The sequence below is a fragment of the Bradyrhizobium sp. Mp19 genome, assembly GCF_029952935.1.
GTDB classification, from domain to species: domain Bacteria; phylum Pseudomonadota; class Alphaproteobacteria; order Rhizobiales; family Xanthobacteraceae; genus Bradyrhizobium; species Bradyrhizobium elkanii.
This window is the reverse complement of sequence record NZ_JASAUT010000005.1, coordinates 146,440-169,129: the sequence shown is the minus strand read 5'-3', so window position 1 is coordinate 169,129 and position 22,690 is coordinate 146,440. Positions and strand designations below refer to the sequence as shown.

The 22,690-nt window shown below is 63.6% G+C and carries 23 protein-coding genes; 12 read left to right on the top strand and 11 right to left on the bottom strand.

Annotation, left to right across the window (positions count from 1 at the left end):
* The first annotated feature begins 29 nt into the window (after positions 1-29).
* The gene (locus QJT82_RS08815; RefSeq protein WP_028339051.1) at positions 30-959 is read left to right on the top strand and encodes a dihydrodipicolinate synthase family protein; all 930 of its coding nucleotides are present in this window, start codon (positions 30-32) and stop codon (positions 957-959) included.
* Between the two features lie 6 nt (positions 960-965).
* On the opposite strand, the gene QJT82_RS08810 is transcribed toward QJT82_RS08815, so the two are convergent.
* The 7 genes from QJT82_RS08810 to QJT82_RS08780 all read right to left on the bottom strand — a co-directional run bounded on the left by QJT82_RS08810 (position 966) and on the right by QJT82_RS08780 (position 6,525).
* Positions 966-2,135, bottom strand: a complete 1,170-nt coding sequence (locus tag QJT82_RS08810) for a cytochrome P450 (protein WP_028339050.1) — start codon at positions 2,133-2,135, stop codon at positions 966-968.
* Positions 2,136-2,465: 330 nt separating this feature from the next.
* Positions 2,466-3,263 carry a helix-turn-helix transcriptional regulator gene (locus QJT82_RS08805; protein WP_028339049.1) on the bottom strand — a complete coding sequence of 266 codons (798 nt, stop codon included), beginning with the start codon at positions 3,261-3,263 and terminating at the stop codon, positions 2,466-2,468.
* A gap of 161 nt (positions 3,264-3,424) precedes the next feature.
* Positions 3,425-3,787 carry a nuclear transport factor 2 family protein gene (locus tag QJT82_RS08800; protein ID WP_028339048.1) on the bottom strand — a complete coding sequence of 121 codons (363 nt, stop codon included), beginning with the start codon at positions 3,785-3,787 and terminating at the stop codon, positions 3,425-3,427.
* Positions 3,788-3,881: 94 nt separating this feature from the next.
* Entirely contained in the window at positions 3,882-4,202 is a 321-nt protein-coding gene (locus QJT82_RS08795; protein ID WP_028339047.1) for a cupredoxin domain-containing protein, read from the bottom strand.
* A gap of 11 nt (positions 4,203-4,213) precedes the next feature.
* Positions 4,214-4,735, bottom strand: a complete 522-nt coding sequence (locus QJT82_RS08790; protein WP_028339046.1) for a DUF4142 domain-containing protein — start codon at positions 4,733-4,735, stop codon at positions 4,214-4,216.
* Positions 4,736-4,831: 96 nt separating this feature from the next.
* Complete coding sequence (locus QJT82_RS08785; RefSeq protein WP_028339045.1) at positions 4,832-5,521, bottom strand: RNA polymerase sigma factor; 690 nt, start codon at positions 5,519-5,521, stop codon at positions 4,832-4,834.
* Positions 5,522-5,616: 95 nt separating this feature from the next.
* Positions 5,617-6,525: a LysR family transcriptional regulator gene (locus tag QJT82_RS08780; RefSeq protein WP_028339044.1), complete on the bottom strand. Its 909-nt coding sequence runs from the start codon at positions 6,523-6,525 to the stop codon at positions 5,617-5,619.
* Between the two features lie 107 nt (positions 6,526-6,632).
* Between QJT82_RS08780 and QJT82_RS08775 the strand changes: the two genes are divergently transcribed.
* Both QJT82_RS08775 and QJT82_RS08770 read left to right on the top strand, forming a co-directional pair.
* Positions 6,633-7,697, top strand: a complete 1,065-nt coding sequence (locus tag QJT82_RS08775; RefSeq protein ID WP_028339043.1) for an aromatic ring-hydroxylating dioxygenase subunit alpha — start codon at positions 6,633-6,635, stop codon at positions 7,695-7,697.
* A gap of 451 nt (positions 7,698-8,148) precedes the next feature.
* On the top strand, positions 8,149-9,144 hold the full coding sequence (locus tag QJT82_RS08770) for an alpha/beta fold hydrolase (RefSeq protein ID WP_028339042.1): 996 nt from the start codon (positions 8,149-8,151) through the stop codon (positions 9,142-9,144).
* 88 nt (positions 9,145-9,232) lie between these two features.
* On the opposite strand, the gene QJT82_RS08765 is transcribed toward QJT82_RS08770, so the two are convergent.
* Positions 9,233-9,583: a RidA family protein gene (locus QJT82_RS08765; protein ID WP_028339041.1), complete on the bottom strand. Its 351-nt coding sequence runs from the start codon at positions 9,581-9,583 to the stop codon at positions 9,233-9,235.
* Between the two features lie 530 nt (positions 9,584-10,113).
* On the opposite strand from QJT82_RS08765, the gene QJT82_RS08760 reads away from it, so the two are divergent.
* From QJT82_RS08760 to QJT82_RS08745, 4 genes are all read left to right on the top strand, one after another.
* Positions 10,114-10,908 (top strand): DUF427 domain-containing protein, encoded by a 795-nt coding sequence (locus QJT82_RS08760; protein ID WP_245288643.1) that lies wholly within the window; start codon positions 10,114-10,116, stop codon positions 10,906-10,908.
* 36 nt (positions 10,909-10,944) lie between these two features.
* Positions 10,945-12,708, top strand: coding sequence for an MOSC and FAD-binding oxidoreductase domain-containing protein (locus QJT82_RS08755; RefSeq protein ID WP_028339039.1), 1,764 nt, complete (start codon positions 10,945-10,947; stop codon positions 12,706-12,708).
* Between the two features lie 117 nt (positions 12,709-12,825).
* Complete coding sequence (locus QJT82_RS08750; RefSeq protein ID WP_035631016.1) at positions 12,826-13,281, top strand: VOC family protein; 456 nt, start codon at positions 12,826-12,828, stop codon at positions 13,279-13,281.
* A gap of 136 nt (positions 13,282-13,417) precedes the next feature.
* A complete protein-coding gene (locus QJT82_RS08745) occupies positions 13,418-14,272 on the top strand; it encodes an alpha/beta hydrolase (protein WP_028339037.1) in 855 nt (284 codons plus the stop codon).
* A 188-nt stretch (positions 14,273-14,460) separates the two neighbouring features.
* On the opposite strand, the gene QJT82_RS08740 is transcribed toward QJT82_RS08745, so the two are convergent.
* Together QJT82_RS08740 and QJT82_RS08735 are read right to left on the bottom strand one after the other, a co-directional pair.
* Positions 14,461-15,030 (bottom strand): TMEM175 family protein, encoded by a 570-nt coding sequence (locus tag QJT82_RS08740; RefSeq protein ID WP_155258354.1) that lies wholly within the window; start codon positions 15,028-15,030, stop codon positions 14,461-14,463.
* A gap of 532 nt (positions 15,031-15,562) precedes the next feature.
* Positions 15,563-17,014, bottom strand: a complete 1,452-nt coding sequence (locus tag QJT82_RS08735) for a CDGSH iron-sulfur domain-containing protein (RefSeq protein ID WP_028339035.1) — start codon at positions 17,012-17,014, stop codon at positions 15,563-15,565.
* A gap of 105 nt (positions 17,015-17,119) precedes the next feature.
* On the opposite strand from QJT82_RS08735, the gene QJT82_RS08730 reads away from it, so the two are divergent.
* Both QJT82_RS08730 and QJT82_RS08725 read left to right on the top strand, forming a co-directional pair.
* Positions 17,120-17,467 (top strand): helix-turn-helix domain-containing protein, encoded by a 348-nt coding sequence (locus tag QJT82_RS08730; RefSeq protein ID WP_028339034.1) that lies wholly within the window; start codon positions 17,120-17,122, stop codon positions 17,465-17,467.
* Between the two features lie 251 nt (positions 17,468-17,718).
* A complete protein-coding gene (locus tag QJT82_RS08725) occupies positions 17,719-18,078 on the top strand; it encodes a hypothetical protein (RefSeq protein ID WP_038384505.1) in 360 nt (119 codons plus the stop codon).
* Positions 18,079-18,157: 79 nt separating this feature from the next.
* Here QJT82_RS08725 and QJT82_RS08720 read toward each other — a convergent pair whose 3' ends face one another.
* Complete coding sequence (locus tag QJT82_RS08720; RefSeq protein WP_028339033.1) at positions 18,158-19,816, bottom strand: FAD-binding dehydrogenase; 1,659 nt, start codon at positions 19,814-19,816, stop codon at positions 18,158-18,160.
* Between the two features lie 278 nt (positions 19,817-20,094).
* On the opposite strand from QJT82_RS08720, the gene QJT82_RS08715 reads away from it, so the two are divergent.
* The 3 genes from QJT82_RS08715 to QJT82_RS08705 all read left to right on the top strand — a co-directional run bounded on the left by QJT82_RS08715 (position 20,095) and on the right by QJT82_RS08705 (position 22,635).
* Positions 20,095-20,562: a hypothetical protein gene (locus QJT82_RS08715; RefSeq protein ID WP_028339032.1), complete on the top strand. Its 468-nt coding sequence runs from the start codon at positions 20,095-20,097 to the stop codon at positions 20,560-20,562.
* A 362-nt stretch (positions 20,563-20,924) separates the two neighbouring features.
* Positions 20,925-21,515 (top strand): SCO family protein, encoded by a 591-nt coding sequence (locus QJT82_RS08710; RefSeq protein ID WP_028339030.1) that lies wholly within the window; start codon positions 20,925-20,927, stop codon positions 21,513-21,515.
* A gap of 91 nt (positions 21,516-21,606) precedes the next feature.
* Entirely contained in the window at positions 21,607-22,635 is a 1,029-nt protein-coding gene (locus tag QJT82_RS08705) for a transporter substrate-binding domain-containing protein (protein ID WP_028339029.1), read from the top strand.
* The last annotated feature ends 55 nt before the right edge of the window (positions 22,636-22,690 follow it).

Sequence of the window (22,690 nt, the reverse complement as noted above, 5' to 3'; positions counted from 1 at the left end):
ATCCGACAACAACCTGGGAGGTCGTTATCATGACGTCAGTCGCAAAGCGCCCCTATCGCGGCGTCTTCCCCGTGGCGCCGACCATCTTCGACGCCAGCGGCAATCTCGACCTCGATGGGCAGCGGCGCTGCGTCGACTTCATGATCGACGCCGGCTCCCACGGCATCTGTATCCTCGCCAACTTCTCCGAGCAGTTCGTGCTGACCGACGCCGAGCGCGAGACCGTGATGCATACGGTGCTCGAGCATGTCGCCGGCCGCATTCCCGTCATCGTCACCACGACGCATTTCTCCTCGGCGGTGTGCGCTGAGCGCAGCCGTCAGGCGGAGGCCGCCGGGGCCGCGATGGTGATGGTGATGCCGCCCTATCACGGCGCGACCTTCCGCGTCGGCGAGCCGGGCATCTATGAGTTTTATCGGGTCGTGTCGGATGCCATCAACATCCCGATCATGATCCAGGACGCGCCGGTCGCGGGCACGCCGCTGTCGGTCGACTTCCTGGCGCGGATGGCGAAGGAGCTTGCCAATGTCAGGTACTTCAAGATCGAGGTGCCGATGGCCGCGAACAAGCTGCGCGGCCTGATCGAGAAGGGCGGCGCCGAGATCGAGGGGCCGTGGGACGGCGAGGAGGCGATCACGCTGATGGCCGATCTCGATGCCGGCGCCACCGGTGCGATGACCGGCGGCGGCTATCCCGACGGCATCCGCCAGATCATGGATCCGTTCTTTGCCGGCCGCCGCGACGAGGCGGTGCGGGCCTATGCGCGCTGGCTGCCGCTGATCAACTACGAGAACCGCCAATGCGGGCTGCAGGCCTGCAAGGTGCTGATGCGCGAAGGCGGCGTCATCAAGTCCGATGCGGTGCGCCACCCGCTGCAACCGCTGCATCCCGCGACGCGCGCGGGGCTGATCGAGATCGCGCGGACACTCGATCCGGTTGTGCTGCGCTGGGGACGGTAACGGGGGCTACGCGTCCCACGTCAGCGGCAAATCCAGCAGGCCGCGGAACGCCCAGCCGCCGATCCGCGCCGGCTTGTGCTCGATCAGGCGCAGCTTCTTCAGCCGGTTGAAGATCGCGGGCAGCGCGACGTCGGCGACCATGGCGCGCGAGGCCCAGGCACCGGCGCAGAAATGCGGTCCGGCACCGAACGCGATGCTTTTGCCGGCGTCGCGGCGCACGTCGAACGCGTCGGGCCGGTCGAAATGCTTCTCGTCGCGGTTCGCCGAGCCGAACATCAGGAACACGCGCTCATTGGTCTCGAATGCGACGTCCCTGATCGTCCAGGGCTTTGCGATCCGCCGCGGCGACATCCCGATCGGCGAGATCCAGCGCGCATATTCCTCGAACACCTGCAGCCACGGGATCGTGCCGCTCGCCGCCAGCGCAAGCTGGTCGGGATGGGTCAGCAGCGCCCATACCGTGCCGGCGATCGCATCGCGCGGCTCGTTCTGGCCGCCCGAGATCGCAAGCTTGATATTGGCGCGCACGCTCTCCATCGGCATGTCGGTCTGCAGCATCACGCCGAGCAGGCTGAGGTCGGGCGTTTTGCGCAGCCCAGGGACCATGTCGTCGATCGCGGCGTCGATGCCGGAGGTCGCCGCATGGCAGCGCGCCTCGATCGCGGGATCGCCGACATAATTGGCGATACCGTCGATCATGCCCTGCGACCAGGCGTTCATGTCCTGGAAGCGCATATTGGTGAGGCCTGTGATCGACTTCAGGCATTCGGCCGAGAATGGCAGCGCGAAGGCCTGCACGAAATCGACCACGCCGTCCGGCTTCAGTTTGTCGAGGATGCGCGTCGCGTGTGCTGTGAACTGCGCGGTCCAGTGTGATCGGACGGTTTTGGGCGAGATCGCCGGAAAGATCGCCTTGCGCTCGTTCATGTGCGCATCGCCGTCCTTGCGCATCATGTTGTGGCCCATCAGTTTGTTCATCAGCCCCTCGGGCTGGTGCGACGAGAACACGTCGATCTGCTTCTCGGAGATGAAGATGTCGTCGCGGTTGCACAGCAGTGTGCTGCCGAGCTGCGGCACGTAGGCGATCGGCGCCTCCTTGCGCATGCGCGCCAGCGTCGGATAGGGGTCCTGCCAGAAGGCGGGGACGTCGATGTCGAAATGGGGCGCGGTGCTCACGACGTGATCTCGGTTTGGCCTCAGGTTTTCGAGCCGAGCATAGGCCGGCAGGCGCGGCCCGTCTGTCCCCAGCGCTGGGGACAGCGGGGGCGGGGTAGGGCAATCGCATATGACGCTTCGGCGGCTACGGAGGTAACTCGGCCTCGTGGTTCGAGACGCGCCGCAAGCGGCGCTCCTCACCATGAGGGTCTACTATTGTGCCGCAAAACAAGACCCGTCATCCTGAGGAGCGCGCCGAAGGCGAGCGTCTCGAAGGATGGCCGCGAGGACGCTGCCCGACAGATCCTTTTATAGGCGATCGCTCTGGGGGGGCCGCCGTTCAAGGTTCCGTCAGTTCAGGCTGCGCGCCGAGGCCATCAGGCGCAGCGCGATCGCGAACAGCTCGTTCTGCGAGGAGATGCCGAGCTTGTCATAGGCACGCTTGCGATAGGTGAGGGCGGAGTGCAGCCCGATGCCGAGCTCGGCGGCGATCGCTTCCGAGCTGAGACCGGAGAGGATGCGCAGGCAGACCTCCTTCTCACGCCCGGTCAGCCTGGCGAGCGGCTCAGCGGTTGCAAACAGGATCTTCAACCGCTCGATCGGATCAACATCCGCTGCCGGGTCGCGCTGGAAATGCCGCGCCACGGCCGCCGTCAGCGCCGGCGCGACCGCGGCCAGGCGCGCGATCTGCTCGCGGCTGAAGCGGCCTTGCGCGGTGATCTGGTAGAAGTTGACATAGAAGCAGGTGTCGCCGGTCCAGATCGCGGAAGCGAACTTGTCGACAATGTCGGAGTCGTCGAAGAAGATCTTGCGGTAGCCGTCGCTGTACATGCGGCGGGCGAAGGTCGGCAGCACGATCGGCGCGGGCTGGGTCCGTCCCTCGAACACCGCATCGCGGTTCGGGTCGGCCTGATGGAAATGTTCGGAATAGGCGATCCCGAGGTCGCGCCCGGTCGGGATGTTGCCGACATCGAGCAGGCACGCGGCGGTCCGCGGGCCGGTGAACGAGAACACCATGCAATGACCGACACCGGCGACGCGGCGTAGCGCGCCGATCAGGGCCTGCGGAAAGCTGTCGCGGCCGATCGCCAGCAGCGCCGGCGTGATGTCGCTGACGACAGAAGTCTTGAAGGCGTGACCTGCCTTCATGGCGTCCTCCCTGTGTTTCGGGAAGACTATCAGCGACGTCGCCGGCGTGGAAGCCGTTGACGTAACGGCGTTGGCGTTCTGTCCCCTCGTCATTCCCCGGTGCGCAATTGCGCACCGGGGAATGACGAGAGGATATAGGTCGTGGTTGCCTGAGGAAGGCCTCAGGCGCCCGGCACCTGGTCGAGGAAGCCGGTGATGCTCCTGATCCGGCCGTCCTTCAGCATGGCGAAGTCGGTGCCCTTGATCGGGCTGTCGACGCCGTCAGGGCCAAGGCCCCAGGAGAACCGGACATGGTCGCCGAAGCCGTTCGGCTCCCCGATCAGCTTGAAGCGGAAGTCCGGAAACTTCTGCTGCACGCCCGCGATCAGCGCGTCGACGCCCTCATGGCCGTCGCCGCTCATCAGCGGATCGATATAGCGCGCATCGGCGGTCCAGTTCTCGCTCAGCATCTCGCGACGCCGGCTTGGCGTCCGCTCGTTCCAGAGATCGATATAGCGGCGGGCGATGGTGGCATGGTCGGTCATGGTGCTCTCCTTCGATAGTGCCGGACTGTGCGGCGGTCCGGACTATCGAAGGTTCGCGAGCGCCGATCGATTACCTCGGAGGTCATCGCGCAGGCTATGGTGCGATCGTCAGCACCGCCTTCATGTTGGGATGGTATCGGCAGTAATAGTCGACCGTGCCGGCCTTGGTCAGAACCGACTTGATCGTCTTCTTCGGCGCGATCGTCACGTCGAAGTCGCCGTTCTTCGCGGTGGCGGTGTGGGCGAACACGTCCTTGTTGACCCATTCGATGGTGTCGCCGGCCTTGGCCGACACCTCGGCCGGCGAGATCACCAGGTTTTCCATCACGATCTGGATGGTGGCCGCATGCGCCGGGACGGCCATCGCGCCGAGCGCGAGCAAGGCCAGCGTTGCGAGATAGCGTCCTGACAACATCACGCGTCTCCTTACTTCAGGCTGGCCGCGACGTGTTCGGCATGCTGCTGGTGGCCCTGGAAGATCTTCAGGCCGGTCTGCAGCAGGCTCTTCAGCTCGGGATTGCTGGCCGAGGGGATCAGCTGCGTCTCCAGCGCGGTGTTGACGGCCTTGTGGTAGGCGACCTCGTTGTCGATATAGGCCTTGTCATAGGCGGCGCCCTTCAGCTTGCCGAGCTCGGCGAGCTTGTCGGCCGCCTGCTTCGACAGCGCCTTACTGGTGTCGTTGTCCTCCGGCGTCACTTTCAGCTTCTTGACGAGGTCGAGCGCCTGCTTGTTCACCGCCTCGTGGTCGCGCGCCATGTCCTTGGCGAACGCCTTGACCTCCTTGTTGGAAGCCTTCTCTTCCGCCTGCTTGGCGGCATTGATGTCGATCACACCTGCCGTATAGGCGATATGTGCGATCTGCGGATCGGTCGGCTTTGCGCCCTGCGCCAGCGCTGCGCAGTTGAGAAGGCTGAGCGCGGCGACCGCGATACTCAATCGAACGAACATGGTTTGAAACTCCTGTTGAGCCGGGCGTAGCGCGCGGCGCGTCGTTGCTTGCACAGGAGTTGGATGGCGCGGACGAGCAGAGGTTCCCGAAAAATTTCAGGCCGTGGCGCGGAGCCGTTTCAGAACCGCCTCGGTCAATCGCTCGCAGCGTTTGCCCGCGAAGGGAAAGGCCTCCATGACGACGGGACCGATCTTCCGCTCGACATTGTCGCGTAGCATGGTGCGGGCGCGGTGCAGGCGGGTCTTCACGGTTTCCGGCTTGAGGCCGAGGATCTCAGCGGTCTCCTCGACATTCATGCCCTCGATCACGCGAGTGATGAAGACGAGGCGGAACGCCTCCGGCAGCTCGTCGATCGCGTGCTCGACGACGTGCTGGATCTCACGCTGGGCCATGGATTTTTCCGGATCGTCTGTTGACGACAGGGGGAACTGGATGATCTGGGCTTCAGGAGCGCCTTTCGGCAGATCGGACCATTCGACGCTGCTGTGCCTGCGGCGCAGGCGGCCGAGCGCCTCGTTCATTGCGATCCGCGACAGCCAGGTCGAAAGGCTGGAGTCGCCGCGGAACTGGTCGAGATGGGTAAAGGCGCGCACATAGGCGTCCTGAACCACGTCCTCGGCCTCGTGGTCGTTGCGGAGGATGCCGCGCGCCAGCCGGAACAGCCGGCGATTGTTCGCCTGCATGATGGCGCGGATTGCGGCTTCGTCGCGGGCAAGCGCGCGCTGCACGAGCTCGGCATCGCCCGAGCTGGTCGGCGGCAGGGACGTTACATGGGCCTGGCGCATGGCGGGGTCGCCCTCACTGTTGGCGGAATAATACCATTGGATGCCAAGTGGCCGTACAGGTTCCCGGGAAAATGGTGATCGGCCAAAAAAGGCCCCTACGGCCTGATATAGGCCTCCGGATCGCCGCGCGCATGCGCCTCCATCGCGTCGAGGAAACAGCGCACCTTTGCCGGGACAAATTGCCGCGCCGGCAACAGCGCGTGCACGTTGAGCGGTTCGCAGGCATGATCGGGCAGCAATCGCCGCAACTGGCCGGCCGCGACGGCGGCGCGGGTGTAGCTGGCGGTGACCCGCAGCACGCCATGGCCGGCGAGCGCCGCCTGCAGGCGGACATGGGCATTCGAACTGGTGAGGCGCGCGCGATCGACCGCGAGATGCTCGACCGCGCCGCCGGGAGCGGTGATCGCCCATGGCGGATCGCTGGGGCCGGTCAACAGCGGCAGCTTTCGCAGATCATCCAGCGCGCGTGGCTCGCCGAGCTTGTCGAGCAGCGCGGGGGCTGCGAACAGGCCGCGCTCGAGCGTGAAGACGCGGCGGATCACGATGCCGGCCGACGGCAGCGGCGCCTCCAGCATCGCAAACACGATGTCGTAATTCTCGGCGATCGGGTTGACGATGTCATGCTCGACATCGATCCGGATCGCGAGCTCGGGGTAGCGGCCCATCACCGCGCAGGCGACCGGCCCCGCGTGATGCGCGCCGAATTCGTAAGGCGCCTTGATGCGCAGCGTGCCCGCGACCGCGCTCGACATCGCCAGCGCCTCGCTGTGGGTGTCGTGCAGCGCGGCGAACAGCGGGCGCACCTTGCGATAGATGGTCTCGCCGGAATCGGTCAGCCGCAGGTGGCGCGTGGTCCGCTCGATCAGCCGCAGCCCGAGATTGGCTTCGAGACGCTGCACCGCAGCACTGAGGCTCGATTTGGGATGGCCAAGCACACGCGCGGCGGCCGTGAAGCCGCCATGCTCGACAACCTCGCAAAACAGCTCCCAGTCGCGCCACTCCATGGCCGATTGTCCATCCACCGGTACAGTGTGTCCAGCCAAATCGGATTATCCCGATGACCGCAATCACCTAACCTCGTCGCAACCAAATCTTGCATCGGGAGGGTGAGATGGCTGACGACGGAATTTTCCTGCGCAACACCTGGTATGTGGCGGCGTGGAATCACGAACTGATCGACGGCAAGATGGTCGCACGCACCATCCTGGAACGGCCGATCGTGCTCTATCGCGGGTCGAGCGGGAAAGTCGTCGCGCTGGACGACCGCTGCTGCCATCGCGCCGCGCCGCTTTCGATGGGACGCATCGAGGGCGACGACATCAGGTGCATGTATCACGGCATGAAGTTCGCGGCCGACGGCAAATGCATCCAGATCCCGGGGCAGGACACGATCCCCGCCAAGCTCGGCGTGCGCAGCTATCCGGTGGTCGAGCGCTACAATCTGATCTTCATCTGGACCGGCGACCCGGAGAAGGCCGATCCGAAACTGATCCTCGACTATCCGCCGCTCGAGGATCCCAGATGGCGCGGCCTGCCGGGTTACATGCACTACAAGGCCAATTGGCTCCTGATCGTCGACAATCTCAGCGACTTCGCGCATCTCGCCTTCGTGCACACCAACACGCTCGGCGGTTCGGAGGAATACGCCTACAAGACCAAGCCGGTCGCGATCGAGAAGCTGGACGACGGTTTTCGCGTCGAGCGCTGGCACATGGGCGCCGAGCCGCCGCCCTACCACAAGAAGGTGATCCCGAACAAAACCGACACGATCGACCGCCGCAATGTCGGCCGCATGATCGTGCCCGGCATCTTCACGCTCGACACCACGTTCGCGCCGGCGGGGCAGGGCGTCGAGAAGGGCGTCCAGGTTCCGGGCACACGGTCATATCGCAACGCGCAGTTCATGACGCCGGAGACGCGCTCGACCACGCACTTCTTCTGGAATTACCTGCACGATTTCGACATCGACAATCCGAACATCGCACTGTCGCTGCGGCGCAGCCTCGAGGAAGGGTTCAACGAGGACAAGGACATCATCGAGGCGCAGCAGCGCGTGTTCGATGCCGATCCGGACTATCAGCTGCTCGCGATCGGCGCCGATGCCCCGCTGACCTATTTCCGCTGGCTGTTCGCGCGCAAGCTCGAGGCGGAGAAGGGCACGGCGCGCGCCGCCTAGAGCATGATCCGGAAAAGTGTGAAGCGGTTTTCCGAAAAGATCATGCTCAAACAAGGAGCTAGAGCGCGATGATGATTCAACCCAATCTCATCGCGCTTTAGTCCGCTGAAACGACGGCTTTTGCTGCTTGGCAGCAAGCCGCGCCGGGGTCGCGAGATCGTGACATCCCGGCGTGGCTGCCGCTCCAGCCCGTTTGGCGTAAACTGTTCCGACCTGAATTTGTCGGCTCTTGATCAGCGTGAAGGTGACCCGCGTTGGCCAGACCATCCCGGTAGCGATCAATCGGTGAATGAGCTTGCCCGAAAAGACGGATCCATCGGATCGAAGTGCGAGCGCTAGCTGGGCGCAGGACGCTTGGCTATGGCCGTTTGAAGCCGCGCGATTGGCACTGGACATCTACTCGCAGTGGTACCCCAATCGTGCGCCCGAGCCCACAGATTCGCCGGGCGAAGTGGCGTCGCTGCCCTGGACGACAGCCCATTCGGTCGCGCTTCAGCTGCCGTCGATGTGCTTGCTGGATTTCTCAAGAGCGGCCGAAGGCCGGCCATTGCTGGTCTGCGCGCCCTATGCGCTGCATCGCGCGCAGATTGCGGATCTCGCCCCCGGCCACAGCCTGATGGAGGCGTTGCAGAAGGCCGGCGTTGCGCGTCTCTATCTCACGGATTGGCGCTCGGCGGCACCGGAGATGCGATATTTCTCGATCGACACCTTTCTGTCCGATCTCAACGTGGCCGTCGACACGATCGGGCCGCCGGTCGACCTTGCAGGTCTCTGTCAGGGCGGCTGGCTGTCCTTGCTCTATGCGGCGCGCTTTCCGGGCAAGGTACGACGGCTTGTGCTTGCAGGCAGCCCGGTGGACGTTTCGGTGCCGTCGGAGCTTTCCCGGATGGTCGCCTCGCTGCCGCAGCAAGGCTTCGAGGTGCTGGTGCGTCAGGGGGATGGGATTGTCAGTGGCAAGCAGATGCTGAAGGTCTGGAGTATCCCGTTCAGTCTGCTTGACGTGGAAGCGGCGCTGCAGCGACGGCTCGACCGCAAGTCGGAGGATGCACGAGCGCTGCTCGACTGTTTCACACACTGGGACAGCGATCCCCTCGATCTGCCGGGTACCTACTACCTTGAAGTGACCGACTTGATCTTTCGCCAGAACCGGATTGCGGCCGGACACTTCGTCGCGCTTGGCCGCAAAATCGATCTTGCTGCGGTGAAGCTGCCGGTCTTCCTGCTCGCTGCGGAGAACGACATCGTCGTTCCGCCCGATCAGGCGTTTGCGACGATGCGGCTGTTGGGCACGCGGCCCGCGTGGCTGCAACGAGAGACCGAGCCGTGTAGTCACCTCGGCCTGTTCATGGGCCGCGAGGCCTTGGCCGGTTCGTGGCGTCGGATTGCCCGCTGGCTTCAATCTGATCTCGGCGAGACCGCGAGCGAGCGATCGCGGATCAGCGCGTGAGGTGTGATGTGAAATGCCCCGAACTGCGATTTTGCAATCCGGGGCATCCGACATCTATCGCGACGTGCGGCGCGCTTACTTGTCGCGCTTACTTGGCCGCGACGACCATGATCTCGACATTGTACTGCGGCGCCGCCAGCTTGGCCTCGACGGTGGCGCGGGCCGGGGTGTTACCCTCCGAGACCCAGCCGTCCCACACCGCGTTCATCTCCGGGAACGTCTTCATGTCGGTGATGTAGATCGTCGCGCTGAGCAGCTTCGACTTGTCGGTGCCGGCCTTGGCGAGGTGGCCGTCGATGATCGACAGGATGTCCTTGGTCTGGTCGGTGACGCTGCCGCCCGCGGCCTTGCCGGCGACGACGCCGGCGAGATAGACGGTGTTGCCGTGCACGACGGCCTGGCTCATGCGCGGGCCGGTTTCGAAACGCTGAATGCTCATTTGGGTCTCCACTGAATGGCGGGCATGTCTATAGCGTTTTCAAGCGAAGTGGCTACCGGTTCGCGTGAAGAAAACGCGTCAAAACAAGAGATCGACAGGTTTGGTTCTGATTTGATCAGAACCAGACCTCTAGCGCGTCAGGGCGACCGCCGCCACTGCGCATTTTGCAGCGCGCACCTCATGGAAATCGCGGTCTAAAGCGTGATGAGATTAGGTTCAGCTGGAACGGCGCCGAAGGTTTACCTCGCCCCGCCGGGGAGAGGTAAACCGAAATCGCGGCAAGCAGATTTAACCAAACACATCCTGCTTTAGGGCGTGGACTCCATTAGCGCGCAACCAAATTCGGATTGATGCGAATTTGACAAGCGCCTGTCGAGGAACCTTGCTGCCGGATCTGCGTTCGGAGGTTGCTGGCGGGCTCGAACATCAAACCCATGGGGGAGACCATGGGACTGTCTTGGCAACAAGGTCCACTCTCAACGGGAGCAATCGGCCGGTTCCTCGTGCCCGAACCGCTGCCTAAGAGATTGTTGTACGTCGAGCGGTTGCGCCGGCGTATGCGCATTCGCTTCGGGGGGATCTGGATCGCCGATAGCGAGAATGTCCTCCTGTTCTTCGAACCGGGCCGCTATCCGGTCGCCTACTTTCCGGAGACCGACATTTCCCCGCGCATCCTTGAACGCACCGAGCATACCACCCAACACGCCGATCTAGGGCTCACGTCCTGGTACAGCGTCCGGGCCGACGAGCAGCACGTCGCACCGCGAGGGGCATGGCAGCACACCAGCCTTCCTCCCCATGCGAGCGAACTGCAGGCACGCGTTGCGTTCGCTTGGCGGGCTATGGACGCTTTCTACGAAGAAGACGAGCGAATTGTGGGCCATGCCGCTGACCCCTACCACCGCATCGATATCCGCCGCGCTTCCCGTAACCTCGTGGTCCGCCATGGTGACCGGATCATCGCCGATACCAAGCGGCCGCTCGTGCTCTACGAGTCCGGCTTCGCGCCGCGCTGGTACGTTCCACGCGCCGACATCGATGAGTCCGCCCTCACTCCCGTGAAACTCCAGACCTTCTGCCCATACAAGGGGCTCTGCAGCTACTACTCCATCGATGAGGCACGTCTGGCGGCATGGTGGTATCCTGACGCCTATCCCGAGGTTCGCCGCATCTCCAACCTAGTGTCGTTCGAACCGGATATCGTCTCGGTCCATCTCGATGGCACCCAGCTCCATCTCGAGCCGGGCCAGGCGGTGGTTGCGCACGGCCCAGATCGCAACATCGACGTTTCCGAGGTGGTCCATGAGCCAGATGGCGGCGGCTAGGAAGCACCTTCGGTCGCTATCAAAGTGGAGCGGGACATGGCGCGACTGCTGTCGGTGAACGTCGGACTGCCGCGTGATATCGAATGGAAGGGCCGCACTGTACACACCGGGATCTGGAAAAATCCCGTGCGTGGCCGTTGCCGGGTCGGCCGGTTGAATCTGGATGGAGACGGTCAAGGCGACCTGAGCGGCCACGGGGGTGAGCAGCGAGCCGTCTTCGTCTACCAGATTGAATCGTATCGCTACTGGCAGGAACAGCTGAAGAGGACCGACCTCGTCCATGGACAGTTCGGCGAGAACTTCACGATTGAGGGATTACCCGACGATGCCGTTGGCATCGGCGACCGGTATCAAATCGGCGGCGCAGTGTTCGAGGTCACTCAGCCCCGCGTGACCTGCTATCGGGTCGGCATCCGGATGAACGAGCCGCGGATGCCGGCATTGCTGACATCCAGCGGCCGTCCGGGGTTCTACTTCCGCGTCCTGCAGGAAGGCGAAGTAGGCGCCGGCGACGAAATCATGAAGGTGGGAGAAGCGAATGAGCGAATGACAGTCGCAGAGATCAACGCGCTTCTCTATTTGCCCAATCATCCACGCGATCGACTGGAGCGCGCCTTGCGGATCGAGACGCTTTCGCCCGGATGGCGCGTGTCGTTTGAGGCGTTACTGCAGAATCAGACGACCGGCGCGGGAAGCGGCAACGCAGGGCTCGCGCCGGCAGCGGCTGCGCATCCGGTTGCACCAGGATTTCAGCCGCTCGCGGTGGCAGCGATAGATCAGGAGTCCGCGGACGTCCTCTCCCTGTCGATGCGGCATCCGGACGGTCAGCCGCTGCGACAGGCTCTGCCCGGTCAGTACGTGGTCTTGCGTCTTCGACGGATCGGCGGCGGCCCGCCACTCTTTCGCAGCTACTCGCTCTCGGGTCCCCTCTCGACGGAGCGCTACCGGATCAGCGTGAAGGTCGAGCCGGATGGGGCGGCTGGAACCTACCTGCGGGAGCATGTCCGCATGGGCGATGTTCTCGACGTCAGCTCTCCGCGGGGAAGCTTCATTCTGCAGTCGGGAGAGCGGCCCGTGGTGTTGCTCAGCGCGGGAATCGGGGCGACGCCTGTGCTGGCGATGCTGTACGCGCTGGCGGCGGCCCGCTCGACACGGCAGGTCTTGTGGCTGCACACGGCTCGCGACCGGCAGCACCATCCATTTGCCGCCGAAGTCCGCCGGCTCATGCCCGCACTCACCCGCGGCCGCAGCTATGTCTGTTACAGCCGGCCAGGCTCGCGCGACAAAATGGGCGAGGATTTCGACGCTACCGGTCACCTGTCGCGATCGGTCTTCGACAAGGTCGGCATCCCGCGAGAGGCGGATGTCTACCTCTGCGGGCCGACTCGCTTCATGGCGGACATGAAAGAGGCGCTCGCAGCCTTGGACGTGGCGCCGGAGCGGATGCATGTCGAAATCTTCAACGGCAGCGAGTCGATGACTCCTGGTGTCGTCGGCGCGGCGACGCGAACTCCACATCTGCCCAGGGACGACGCCAACACCGGTCCGCTGGTATCGTTCGCGCGAAGTGGCATCGCCGTACACTGGAAGGCGTCAGCCTACCAGAGCATTTTGGAGCTGGCCGAGGCGTGCGACGTCCCGGTCCGTTGGTCGTGCCGGACCGGTGTTTGTCACAACTGTGAGAGCGGTTTGGTTTCGGGCGAGGTCGCCTATGGACCCCAGCCACTCGAGAAGCCCGCTGACGGCAACCTTCTCGTTTGCTGCTCACGACCGATTCGTGACGTCGTGATCGACTTATGAATCCTGGCCGGATTTCGATTCCCGACCGAGGGACCGCCACGGTTACTTGGAAGAGGAACCCGCCGCAAGTGGAAGATCAGGGCGGCGAACATCAGACCAAAGAGGAGTCGCGGCGCGATGAACACAACCAGCAAAGCAGTCGTGAAGCTCTCAATTGAGGTGATCACGTTGCCGGTGAGCGATGTCGAGCGAGCGCTGCGGTTCTATGTCGACCAGGTCGGCTTCACGCTTGATGTCGACTATTCGCCGAATGACGCGTTCCGCGTCGTGCAGCTCACTCCACCGGGCTCGAGCTGCTCGATACAGATCCGTCGCGGAGTCACCGACGCGCCCATCGGATCAGTACGCAATGTCTATCTCGTCGTGACCGACCTTGAAACTATGCGGAGCCGCCTGCTCGAACGTGGGGTCAATGTCAGTGAGGCCCGGCACAAAACACCCATCGATGCCTGGGACGGAGGTTTCGCAACCGGGCTCGACCCCACGCGCAGGGATTACGCCAGCTTCGCGGATTTCTTGGACCCGGACGGCAACAGCTGGGTGCTACAGGAACGAGGTTACCGCAATCTGTGACGTGTTGTGGACGCTTCGCGACGTTGGCCATGCGCGGCGTCGTAGAAGCATCCAGGAGGAGGTCGGGACGGATACCCTTTCTAGGTTCTTCATTCTCGACCCCCTGTCGATGACCTCTAGAGGGAAAGGAGTTCCCATGCGCGCAGTCAGCTACAGGAAAGTAGATGTCGATGGCATAGGAGTATTCTACCGCGAAGCTGGGCCGAAGGACGCGCCGACGATCCTGCTGTTGCACGGCTTTCCCACTGCCGGCCACATGTTTCGCGATCTCATCCCGCTCCTTGCGGATCAGTTTCGCCTCGTCGCTCCCGACCTGCCCGGGTTTGGCCAGTCCGACATGCCGCCGCGGAGCGCCTTCGCTTACACATTCGAGAATATCGCGAACGTAATCGATCGCTTCGCCGAGGCGATTGGTCTCCATCGCTTCGCGATTTACGTCTTCGACTATGGTGCCCCCGTCGGCTTTCGCCTCGCCGTTCGACACCCGGATCGCATCACCGCAATCATCTCACAGAATGGCAACGCGTATGAGGAAGGGTTGAGCGAGGGCTGGAGTCCCGTTCGGAACTATTGGCAAGAGCCGTCTCCGTCCAACCGAGAAGTGCTCCGCAGCTTCCTGGCACCAGAGACGACGCGCTGGCAGTATACGCACGGTGCGCCAGACGTGACCGCGATTTCTCCGGACGGCTATTCGCTCGACAACTTCTATTTAGCCCGCACAGGCGCCGACGAAATTCAGTTGGATCTTTTGGGCGACTACAAGAGCAACATCGCGCTGTATCCGACTTTCCAAAACTATTTCCGGGCTCACCAGCCACGTTTCCTGGCCGTCTGGGGAAAGAACGATCCCTTTTTCCTGCCACGCGGTGCCGAGGCGTTCAGGCGCGATATTCCCGGCGCCATGATCCATTTCTTCGAAACGGGCCACTTTGCGCTTGAGACCCATGTGAGGGAGATCGCGACAAAGATCCGCGAATTCTTAGCACTTTGAATCTGCAACGACATTGTTCCGGGTTTCCATCGGAACATGTTGGACGATGCGAAGGCGCTGCAGCGTCGTCTACCAAATGACGCCCTCAGGTCGTTATGCGTGGCGCCGATAAGACACTATAGCCCGAATCAAAGTCGCGGCAGAACGACCTGGAATAGCTGCTTCTGCTCGGTGTGCTGCTTCTGAGCCTAAGTCGGTTCTGGCCTCAGATAGACGATGAGACAGCAGATGCAGATTCCAAGGCCGACAAGTGGGTACCTCAGCGCCGCGACTGCTGCCACACCGAAGAGGCACAACGTCGTCAGCGACCGCACCCGCATGATCCTGCGCACCTTTGGTGGGATGTCCCCGTGTGGCGTCCGATCGATGAGCTCCCAGATCAGCGCGATATAGGTCGCGTTCACCAGAAAGAAGACCGCCGCGTAGAAAGCCACCGGCTGTGGCGCGAGCTCGCTCACCGCCATCCAGGCCGTGGAGAGCGGAAGCAGCGACATCGAAAACAGATGCGCAAAATTGAACCACAAGAGGCTCGGCGTAGCCTCACTGGCGTAGCGCATCAGGTGGTGGTGATTGACCCAGACGATCGCGATGAAGACGTAACTCACCGCATAGCTCAGCCAGGTCGGCCAGAGAGCCAGCAACGCTTCGAAAGTGGGCCGCTCGGGCGGTCTCAATTCCAACACCAGCACCGTGATGAGCACGGCGAACACACCGTCGGAGAACGCGCTCAGTCGCTCCGGTGTCGCTCTTTGCAGCACGGTCCGCCCTCCTATCGCGCGAAGCTAGGTGAGGTTTGCAGAGCAAGCTGTTTGCGTCAATTGGCCAGCGGCCGCGTACAGGGCCACAGGTCGCCCACCGAATCCAGCACGTGAGCGGCCGGTCTAGGTCGTCCGTGATTTTACAACAGTCTGCGGCAAAGAGGCCAGGAACGACACGGCGCAGACACAAAGCAAGACGATATCCTTGAATAGAAACTCGCCAGTCAAATTCCAGGCCATTGGGTCGGTCGACAGGCTCCATTTGACGACCCCCGGCGTCGTGAAGAATCGAACTCGAGGCCGTGCGACATGGCGATCCGCAGGAAAACCAGTCGAGCGACTTTCGCTGGGCCTAACAAGAACGCAGCTACGAATGATTTTCGGCTATTGACAGTGATCGTGCAAACACCAGCCAGGCTGGGTTGACCGCTTCTGGCCCATCGCGTCATTTTTCGATGCGGAATTTGATCGCTACCGGGGCATAGTGGACTCTTGCGAGCCGTCAGCCCGGCCGAATTATGGGTGCACGGACCTAGGTTACTGTCTTCAGCGCGTTCGCCCAGCGCGCGAACAGCGCCACTCGCTCGGCCGGCCAGGCGCCGTCGCAGGGCATGGTCCCGGCCTCGAGCCGTGCCAGGATTTGCTGACCGTGTCTGGCGACATCCTCCTCCTTCCAGAGATCGAAGGCGAACAGCATCGAACTGCGATCCATCGGCCGGAACAGCGGCCGGATGTGGTGTTCGAACTGCACGGCCTCGTCGGGACCAGGGAGTGCTACGCTGATCTCGTTCGCGGCCTGCGCATCGCTCGCGGTTGCGGACGGCCGTGCGGCCGGCGTTGCGTTGCAGACCCACCACCATCGCGGCACCGGCATGTTCGGCGGCGGCGTTGCGCCGGCGCCGGAATTCTCGACCGCGATCCGCGAGCCCCATTCGATATAGGCGACGAAGGCGGCGCGGAATTCCGGATCGGTCGGCAAGCCGGCATCGTCGGCGCTTTGCACCATGTAGGTCGCCCACAGCGCGCGCTGCTCCGGCCGGATCTCCTTGCCGATGTGCTGCGACACCATCCGCCGATAGCCGCCATAGCGCTCGGTGTAGAAGCGCGGGCCGCCGAACACTTCGCTCAGCCACGCCGCCACCCGTTCGGGATGGTCCGGCGACATCTCCGCGAACAGCGGCCCGAGCAGCGGATCCTCAGGCACGTAGCGGCTGTAGAAGATGCGCGTCATGTCGAGCAGCGCCGGATAGCCGCCGGCCCATTCGAACAGCGTCGGCTCGCGCATCGGATCGGGAACGGGATCGCGAAATTCGACATTCCAGTGCATGCCGCTGCAAAACGGCTTGTTCAGCGATGCGCCGCAGCGGCACAGGCTGACATGCTCCTGCGACGCGCCCGCGTTCCGCGTGATCGATGCGCCATCCTCATCGACCAGCTCGACATGGCCGGTGACGCGATAGGGCCCGTCCTTCGACACTTCGATCTGCGGCGGCCGGTTGACATCGGACAGGTTGGCGTTCCGCTCGGGGCCAATGCCGATGCCGAGTGCCCCCGACGGGCACCTGCGCACCGCGTTGATGAGATCGTCCAAGCGCGCGCCGCTGGGTGCGATGAAAGGCTGCTCGCCGAGACGAAACACGGAGGCGAGCCGGTTGGTGCAGAAGCCGGAATGCGCGCAGGTGCCGCGATTGTCGAACACATAGGCCTGCTGCCCCGCATAGACCTCGAGCCTGTCCGGCACGCGCCGCGGATCCCTGGCGTCGGTGAAACCGCGCGCGACGTGGCTGTCGTCGCAGAACGGCTTGGTTTGCGATTGTCCGCAGCGGCAGAGCCGCACCGCCGCCTTCGCTGCGATCGGCACGCCGAGATGATCGACGATCGGAATGTCAGGGTCGGGTTCGTAGGGCCCGTTGCGTCTGACGACGATGCGCTTGCGCGGCTGTTGCTTGTCGCTTGGACCCTGGGCGGAATTGTCGTCTGTCATGCCTTGCAATGATCCCTGAACTCGCCCAACCCGTGCCAAGCGTGCTTAGATGGATCGATGGCGGCTCTCAACGAACCAGATGGAAAGTGCCGCGGGAGAGTTGCAATGATCCGCAAGACCAAGCGCAAATATGGTTGCCCGGTCGAGTTCTCGATCGATCAGCTCAGCGGCAAATGGAAGACGGTGATCCTGAGCCGGCTCAAGGTGCGGCCGATGCGCTACGGCGAATTGCGCCACGACATCCCGCAGCTCAGCGACAAGGTGTTGACCGAACGCCTGCGCGATCTCTGCAATTCAGGCTTCGTCAGGCGGGAGCGCGGCGGCGGCTCCTCGCGCTATTGCCTGACCAAGCGCGGCGAGATGCTGAAGCCGATGCTGCAGGCACTCTACGATTGGGGCGAGGCCAACGCCGACACGTTCGGCGTCCGCTTCCTCGGCGCGGAGGCGGACTAGAGCAAGATGCGCAATTTCTGAATATTAGAAGAATATGTCTGAGTTGCCCGACGTGTCAAGTTGCTTGGTCGAACGCCGGCCACCGCCGGCTACTTTGCATGGGGTTGTTTTCGATATTTTGCCGACGCCCCCCGGCGACGGTCCCGTAAGTTCATGCTGCACCGGTCCAGAGAGCGGATTTCCGGCGGAACCTTAAGCAAGGAAAGCCCGTTGTCGCGGCATGTTGGGGGCAATCAACACAAGGAATAGTCATGCGCATCCGCATCTCTACGGCGTCCGTCATCGTTGCGGCGCTCTCGCTCGGAACACCTGCTTGGGCGCAGGTGCAGGGAACGCAACCGAAGGCGATGCCGCAGGCTCAATCTGATCAGCCCACCGCCATCCGGAGCATCCAGGTCGTGGACATCAAGGAACTCAAGCCCGACGCCCGGTCGAAGGTCGAGGCTGTCGTCGCAAAGGCAAGCGAAGACGACCTGCGGAACCTTCGCGGTTCCATCGACGCGTCTGAAGAAGCAGTATCCGCGCTGAAGGCGAAGGGCCTCAGCTCGGCACAAGTTGTCGCGGTGAATCTCACCAACGGCATCCTGACGCTTTTCACCAAGACCGCCTGAACAAATTCGGACTCAGCAAATCGAGGCCCGCCGGTTCTCGCCGACGGGCCTCAACGCCCGCATCAGGGAAAGGCGCGCTTTAGTTCACCGCCTTCGCTGCCGCGCGCCCTGCGTTGCGGCCCGAGAACAGGCAGCCGCCGAGGAACGTGCCTTCCAGCGAGCGATAGCCATGCACGCCGCCACCGCCGAAGCCGGCGGCTTCGCCGGCCGCGTAGAGGCCGCGGATGATCTGGTGATCGTTGCCGAATACACGCGAATCGAGATCGGTCTCGAACCCGCCGAGCGTCTTGCGGGTGAGAATGTTGAGCTTCACCGCGATCAGCGGGCCGTGCTCGGGATCGAGGATGCGGTGCGGCTTCGCGGTGCGGATCAGCCTGTCGCCGATATAGCGCCGCGCATTGTGCAGGTTCATCACCTGCGCATCCTTGACGTAGGGGTTGGTGATCTCGCGGTCGCGCGCCTCGATCTGCGCCTTGATGGCGTCGAACTGCAACAGATCGTTGCCTGCGAGCTTGTTCATGGCACCGATGAGATCGGCGAGATTGTCGCGCACGATGAAGTCGGCGCCGTGCTGCTTGAACGCCTCCACCGGCGCCGGCGCGCCCTTGTTGGTGGCGCGCTTGATCGTCATGCGCCAGCTCTTGCCGGTGAGGTCGGGGTTCTGCTCGGAGCCGGACAGCGCGAACTCCTTCTTGATGATGCTCTGGGTCAGGATGAACCACGAATAATCGTAGCCGGTGCCCATGATGTAGTGCAGTTGCCCGAGCGTGTCGGAGCCCGGGAACAGCGGCGCCGGCAGCCGCTTGCCTGACGCGTCGAACCACAGCGACGACGGTCCCGGTAGGATCCGGATGCCGTGACGCGGCCAGATCGGGTTCCAGTTCCGGATGCCTTCGACATAGTGCCACATGCGGTCACGGTTGATCAGCCGCCCGCCCGCAGCCTCGGTGACGCCGATCATGCGGCCGTCGACATGTTCGGGCACGCCGGAGATCATGAACTTGGGCGGCTCGCCGAGCCGCTTCGGCCAGTTCTGCCGCACCAGATCATGATTGCCGCCGATGCCGCCGGACGCGACGATCACGGCCTGCGCGCGAAAGGAAAAATCGCCGACGACCTCGCGCGAGGAACTCTTGCCGCGCTCGACCGAGGTCGGTTCCAGGATCACGCCGCTGACGCCGTCGACCACACCGTTGGTGACGCTGAGCGCATCGACGCGGTGGCGGAACTTGAACACCAGCCGTCCGCTCTTCGCGGCCTCGCGCGCGCGGCGCTCGAACGGCTCGACGATGCCGGGTCCCGTGCCCCAGGTGACGTGGAAGCGCGGCACCGAATTGCCATGGCCCATCGCGTCGTAACCGCCGCGCTCGGCCCAGCCGACCACCGGGAAGATGCGATGGCCCATGGCGCGCAGCCAGTCGCGTTTCTCGCCCGCCGCGAACGCGACATAGGCTTCAGCCCATTTGCGCGGCCAGTAATCCTCCTCGCGATCGAAACCGGCGGTGCCCATCCAGTCCTGCAGTGCGAGGTCTGCGGAATCCCTGATGCCGAGCCGACGCTGCTCCGGCGAATCGACCAGGAACAGGCCGCCAAACGACCAGAAGGCCTGGCCGCCGATGCTCTGTTCCCCTTCCTGGTCGAGCACGATGACGCGCTTGCCTGCGTCGGCAATCTCGGTTGCGGCGACGAGACCGGCAAGCCCCGCGCCAACCACGATCACATCTGCATCCTCAGCCATGTTTGAGTCCCCCGGTCCCATCGGGATTCAAGACCGCCTCATTGCGTGCGGTCAACGCCAAATGGACCTTGCCTGTGGCGGCGGAGCACCAAGCACGCGCGCCACGCTGTTCCAGTTTGGGACCTTTCCCAGTCCCACTGCAGCGTGCGCGCAACACCCAATTTGAATTTGTTTTGACCGGCTTCGCTCGTCTGGACAAAAATACGCGCGCGCAACACGCTCACGATTGTCTTGCATCACAGACCAAACAGATTCGGTTTCGACTGGGGCTGGCCAAAATGAAGTTGATGACGGGGTTGCTCGCTGCGGTTCTCCTGCTGGCGGGAATGGGGACGTCTCAAGCTGTAGTCAGGATCGCCGACGATCGCGGCGGCAAGATCGGCGTCTATGTCGACAGGTATCAGGACCTGCGGACATCGGGCGAGACGGTCATCATCGACGGGCTGTGTGCCTCGGCCTGTACCATCGTGCTCGGCAAGGTTCCTCACGACCGGATTTGTGTGACCTCGCACGCCAGTCTCGGCTTCCACGCAGCCTGGGACTACGGCGACAACGGCCGCCCGGTCCCCAATCCCGAAGCCACCCATATGCTGTACCTGATGTATCCGCCGGCGGTACGCAGATGGATTTCGGAGCGTGGTGGCCTGACCCGGCGCATGATCTTCCTGCGCGGCAAGCAACTGCAGGCGCTGTACAAACCGTGCTACCTCAACGCGCAGGCCTCGGCGCCGAAGCCCGCGCACTAAGCTCCGGCTGCTTCTCTGTTTGCCCCTCGTCGGCCATTGGCCTGGTCATACGCCGGGGGATGGACCAGCAGGCATCGGAATCGCTCGCCATCATTTGACGGCCTGCGACCGCCATTGCGCTTGCTGCCTGCCGGAACCGGGCTTATCTCAGCCTCATGGTTCAGCCGATCTCCACCCGATCCGAGCTCGTAGCGGCTCCGCAGGGCCGGGTAGCGTCTGCGATCCTGTGGGGTGCGGCCGCTATCGGCGGATCGGCCCTGCTTGCCGCTGCCGCGCTCTGGTTCCACTACGGGACCGCGGTGTTTTTCGAAATGATCACGGCCGGCATCTCCGCCTGCTTCTGACAAGGACGCCCTCGAATCATGCCTCGGACCACGCGCCCATTGGTGATCTTCGCTGCCTTCGCGGGCAGTCTGGCGGTCGGCTTGTTCCTCATGCTGTGGGCGATCGGCGGCTTGCGCACCGTTGCCGCGCCGGCCGCGATCGGCGGGTCGTTCCAGCTCACCGACCAGTCCGGCCAGACGGTCACCGACAAGAACCTCCAGGGCAAGCCGACCCTGATTTTCTTCGGATTCACCCATTGCCCGGACATCTGCCCGACCTCGCTGTTCGAGATCTCGGAGGTGCTGAAGGCGATGGGCAAGGACGCCGATCGCGTGAATGCCTATTTCGTCTCGGTCGATCCGGAACGCGACACCGCCACCGCGATGAAGGATTACCTGTCGAGCTTCGATCCGCACCTCAAGGGCCTGACCGGCGATCCCGCGGCGATCGCCAAGGTGCTGTCGAGCTATCGTGTCTACGCCAAGAAAGTGCCGCTGAAGGATGGCGACTACACGATGGACCACACTGCGCTGATCTATCTGATGGACCGCGACGGTCATTTCGTCGCGCCGTTCAATCTGAAACGGACGCCGGAAGAGGCGGCGGCCGATCTCAAACGGTATCTCTGATCGCCATTTCCGGTTCAGAATTAACCCAATCGGCGCTCGCTTCGGGCGCCGATTCGGCTATAAGCCGTTCAATTTCCTGAAATTGCCGGTTATGCCAAATCCCTCTGTCCAGCCCCTTGCCGTCCGTTCGCGCCAGCGTCACCTGGCTGCGGGCATGATCGCGGCTGCCTTGCTGGCCATGGCAGGTCCTGCGATCGGGCAGGCGCCTCCGGCGCAGCCACCGGCGGCCAAGACGGCCCCTGCGCCGGCTCCGCCCGCCAGGCCGGCGCCGGCTGCACCGCAGGCCGCGCCTGCGGCCCCGGCGGCAACCCAGCCAGCCCCGGCCCTGCCGCCCAAGGCCGCCGCCGAGGCCGCGCCGCAGGCGGTGCCGGGTTTCTGGGACCCGCGGCGCCGGCCGGACCGCCCGGACCTGTCGCGCCTCACCGTGATCCGCTTCCTGACCGAGACCGACTATCCGCCGTTCAATTTCACCGGTCCCGACGGCAATCCGGCCGGTTTCAACGTCGACCTGGCGCGTTCGCTCTGCGACGAGATCAAGGTCACCTGCACCATCCAGATGCGCCGCTTCGAGACGCTGATCGATGCCCTGGCGACCAACCGTGGCGATGCCATCATCGCGTCGATGGCGGTGACGCCGCAGCTGCGCGCCAAGGTCGATTTCACCGATCCCTATTACCGCGCGCCGGCACGCTTCGTGTCGCGCCGTGACAACGTGATGCCGGAAATCCGCCCGGAATATCTCGAGGGCAAGAAGGTCGGCGTCATCGCCGGTACCTCGCACGAGGCCTACCTCAAGGCGATGTTCACCGACGCCGAGATCCATTCCTATCCGGATAACGACGCGCTGCGCGCGGCGCTGCGCCGCGGCGAGGTCGACTTCATCTTTGGCGATGCGATCTCGCTCGCGTTCTGGATCAACGGCACCGATTCCGCCGAATGCTGCGCGTTTTCCGGCGGTCCCTTTGTCGAGAGCCGCTATTTCGGCGAGGGCGTCGGCATCGCCGTCCGCAAGGGTAACGATCTGCTCCGGCAGTCGCTGAACTGGGCGCTGTTCCGGATCTGGGAAAAAGGCCGCTTCACCGATCTGTGGCTGCGCTATTTCTCGGTCAGCCCGTTCTGAGTTCGTCATTCCGGGATGGTCCGTAGGACCAGACCCGGAATCTCGAGATTCCGGG

What these genes read in the sequence shown, in the direction of transcription:
- QJT82_RS08815 (WP_028339051.1), top strand. Translation starts at nt 30, where the DNA reads ATGACGTCAGTCGCAAAGCGCCCCTATCGCGGCGTCTTCCCCGTGGCG.
- QJT82_RS08805 (WP_028339049.1), bottom strand. Translation starts at nt 3,263, where the DNA reads ATGAAGGCAGGTCACGCCTTCAAGACTTCTGTCGTCAGCGACATCACG.
- QJT82_RS08800 (WP_028339048.1), bottom strand. Translation starts at nt 3,787, where the DNA reads ATGACCGACCATGCCACCATCGCCCGCCGCTATATCGATCTCTGGAAC.
- QJT82_RS08795 (WP_028339047.1), bottom strand. Translation starts at nt 4,202, where the DNA reads ATGTTGTCAGGACGCTATCTCGCAACGCTGGCCTTGCTCGCGCTCGGC.
- QJT82_RS08790 (WP_028339046.1), bottom strand. Translation starts at nt 4,735, where the DNA reads ATGTTCGTTCGATTGAGTATCGCGGTCGCCGCGCTCAGCCTTCTCAAC.
- QJT82_RS08785 (WP_028339045.1), bottom strand. Translation starts at nt 5,521, where the DNA reads ATGCGCCAGGCCCATGTAACGTCCCTGCCGCCGACCAGCTCGGGCGAT.
- QJT82_RS08780 (WP_028339044.1), bottom strand. Translation starts at nt 6,525, where the DNA reads ATGGAGTGGCGCGACTGGGAGCTGTTTTGCGAGGTTGTCGAGCATGGC.
- QJT82_RS08775 (WP_028339043.1), top strand. Translation starts at nt 6,633, where the DNA reads ATGGCTGACGACGGAATTTTCCTGCGCAACACCTGGTATGTGGCGGCG.
- QJT82_RS08765 (WP_028339041.1), bottom strand. Translation starts at nt 9,583, where the DNA reads ATGAGCATTCAGCGTTTCGAAACCGGCCCGCGCATGAGCCAGGCCGTC.
- QJT82_RS08755 (WP_028339039.1), top strand. Translation starts at nt 10,945, where the DNA reads ATGGCGCGACTGCTGTCGGTGAACGTCGGACTGCCGCGTGATATCGAA.
- QJT82_RS08750 (WP_035631016.1), top strand. Translation starts at nt 12,826, where the DNA reads ATGAACACAACCAGCAAAGCAGTCGTGAAGCTCTCAATTGAGGTGATC.
- QJT82_RS08745 (WP_028339037.1), top strand. Translation starts at nt 13,418, where the DNA reads ATGCGCGCAGTCAGCTACAGGAAAGTAGATGTCGATGGCATAGGAGTA.
- QJT82_RS08735 (WP_028339035.1), bottom strand. Translation starts at nt 17,014, where the DNA reads ATGACAGACGACAATTCCGCCCAGGGTCCAAGCGACAAGCAACAGCCG.
- QJT82_RS08730 (WP_028339034.1), top strand. Translation starts at nt 17,120, where the DNA reads ATGATCCGCAAGACCAAGCGCAAATATGGTTGCCCGGTCGAGTTCTCG.
- QJT82_RS08725 (WP_038384505.1), top strand. Translation starts at nt 17,719, where the DNA reads ATGCGCATCCGCATCTCTACGGCGTCCGTCATCGTTGCGGCGCTCTCG.
- QJT82_RS08720 (WP_028339033.1), bottom strand. Translation starts at nt 19,816, where the DNA reads ATGGCTGAGGATGCAGATGTGATCGTGGTTGGCGCGGGGCTTGCCGGT.
- QJT82_RS08715 (WP_028339032.1), top strand. Translation starts at nt 20,095, where the DNA reads ATGAAGTTGATGACGGGGTTGCTCGCTGCGGTTCTCCTGCTGGCGGGA.
- QJT82_RS08710 (WP_028339030.1), top strand. Translation starts at nt 20,925, where the DNA reads ATGCCTCGGACCACGCGCCCATTGGTGATCTTCGCTGCCTTCGCGGGC.
- QJT82_RS08705 (WP_028339029.1), top strand. Translation starts at nt 21,607, where the DNA reads ATGCCAAATCCCTCTGTCCAGCCCCTTGCCGTCCGTTCGCGCCAGCGT.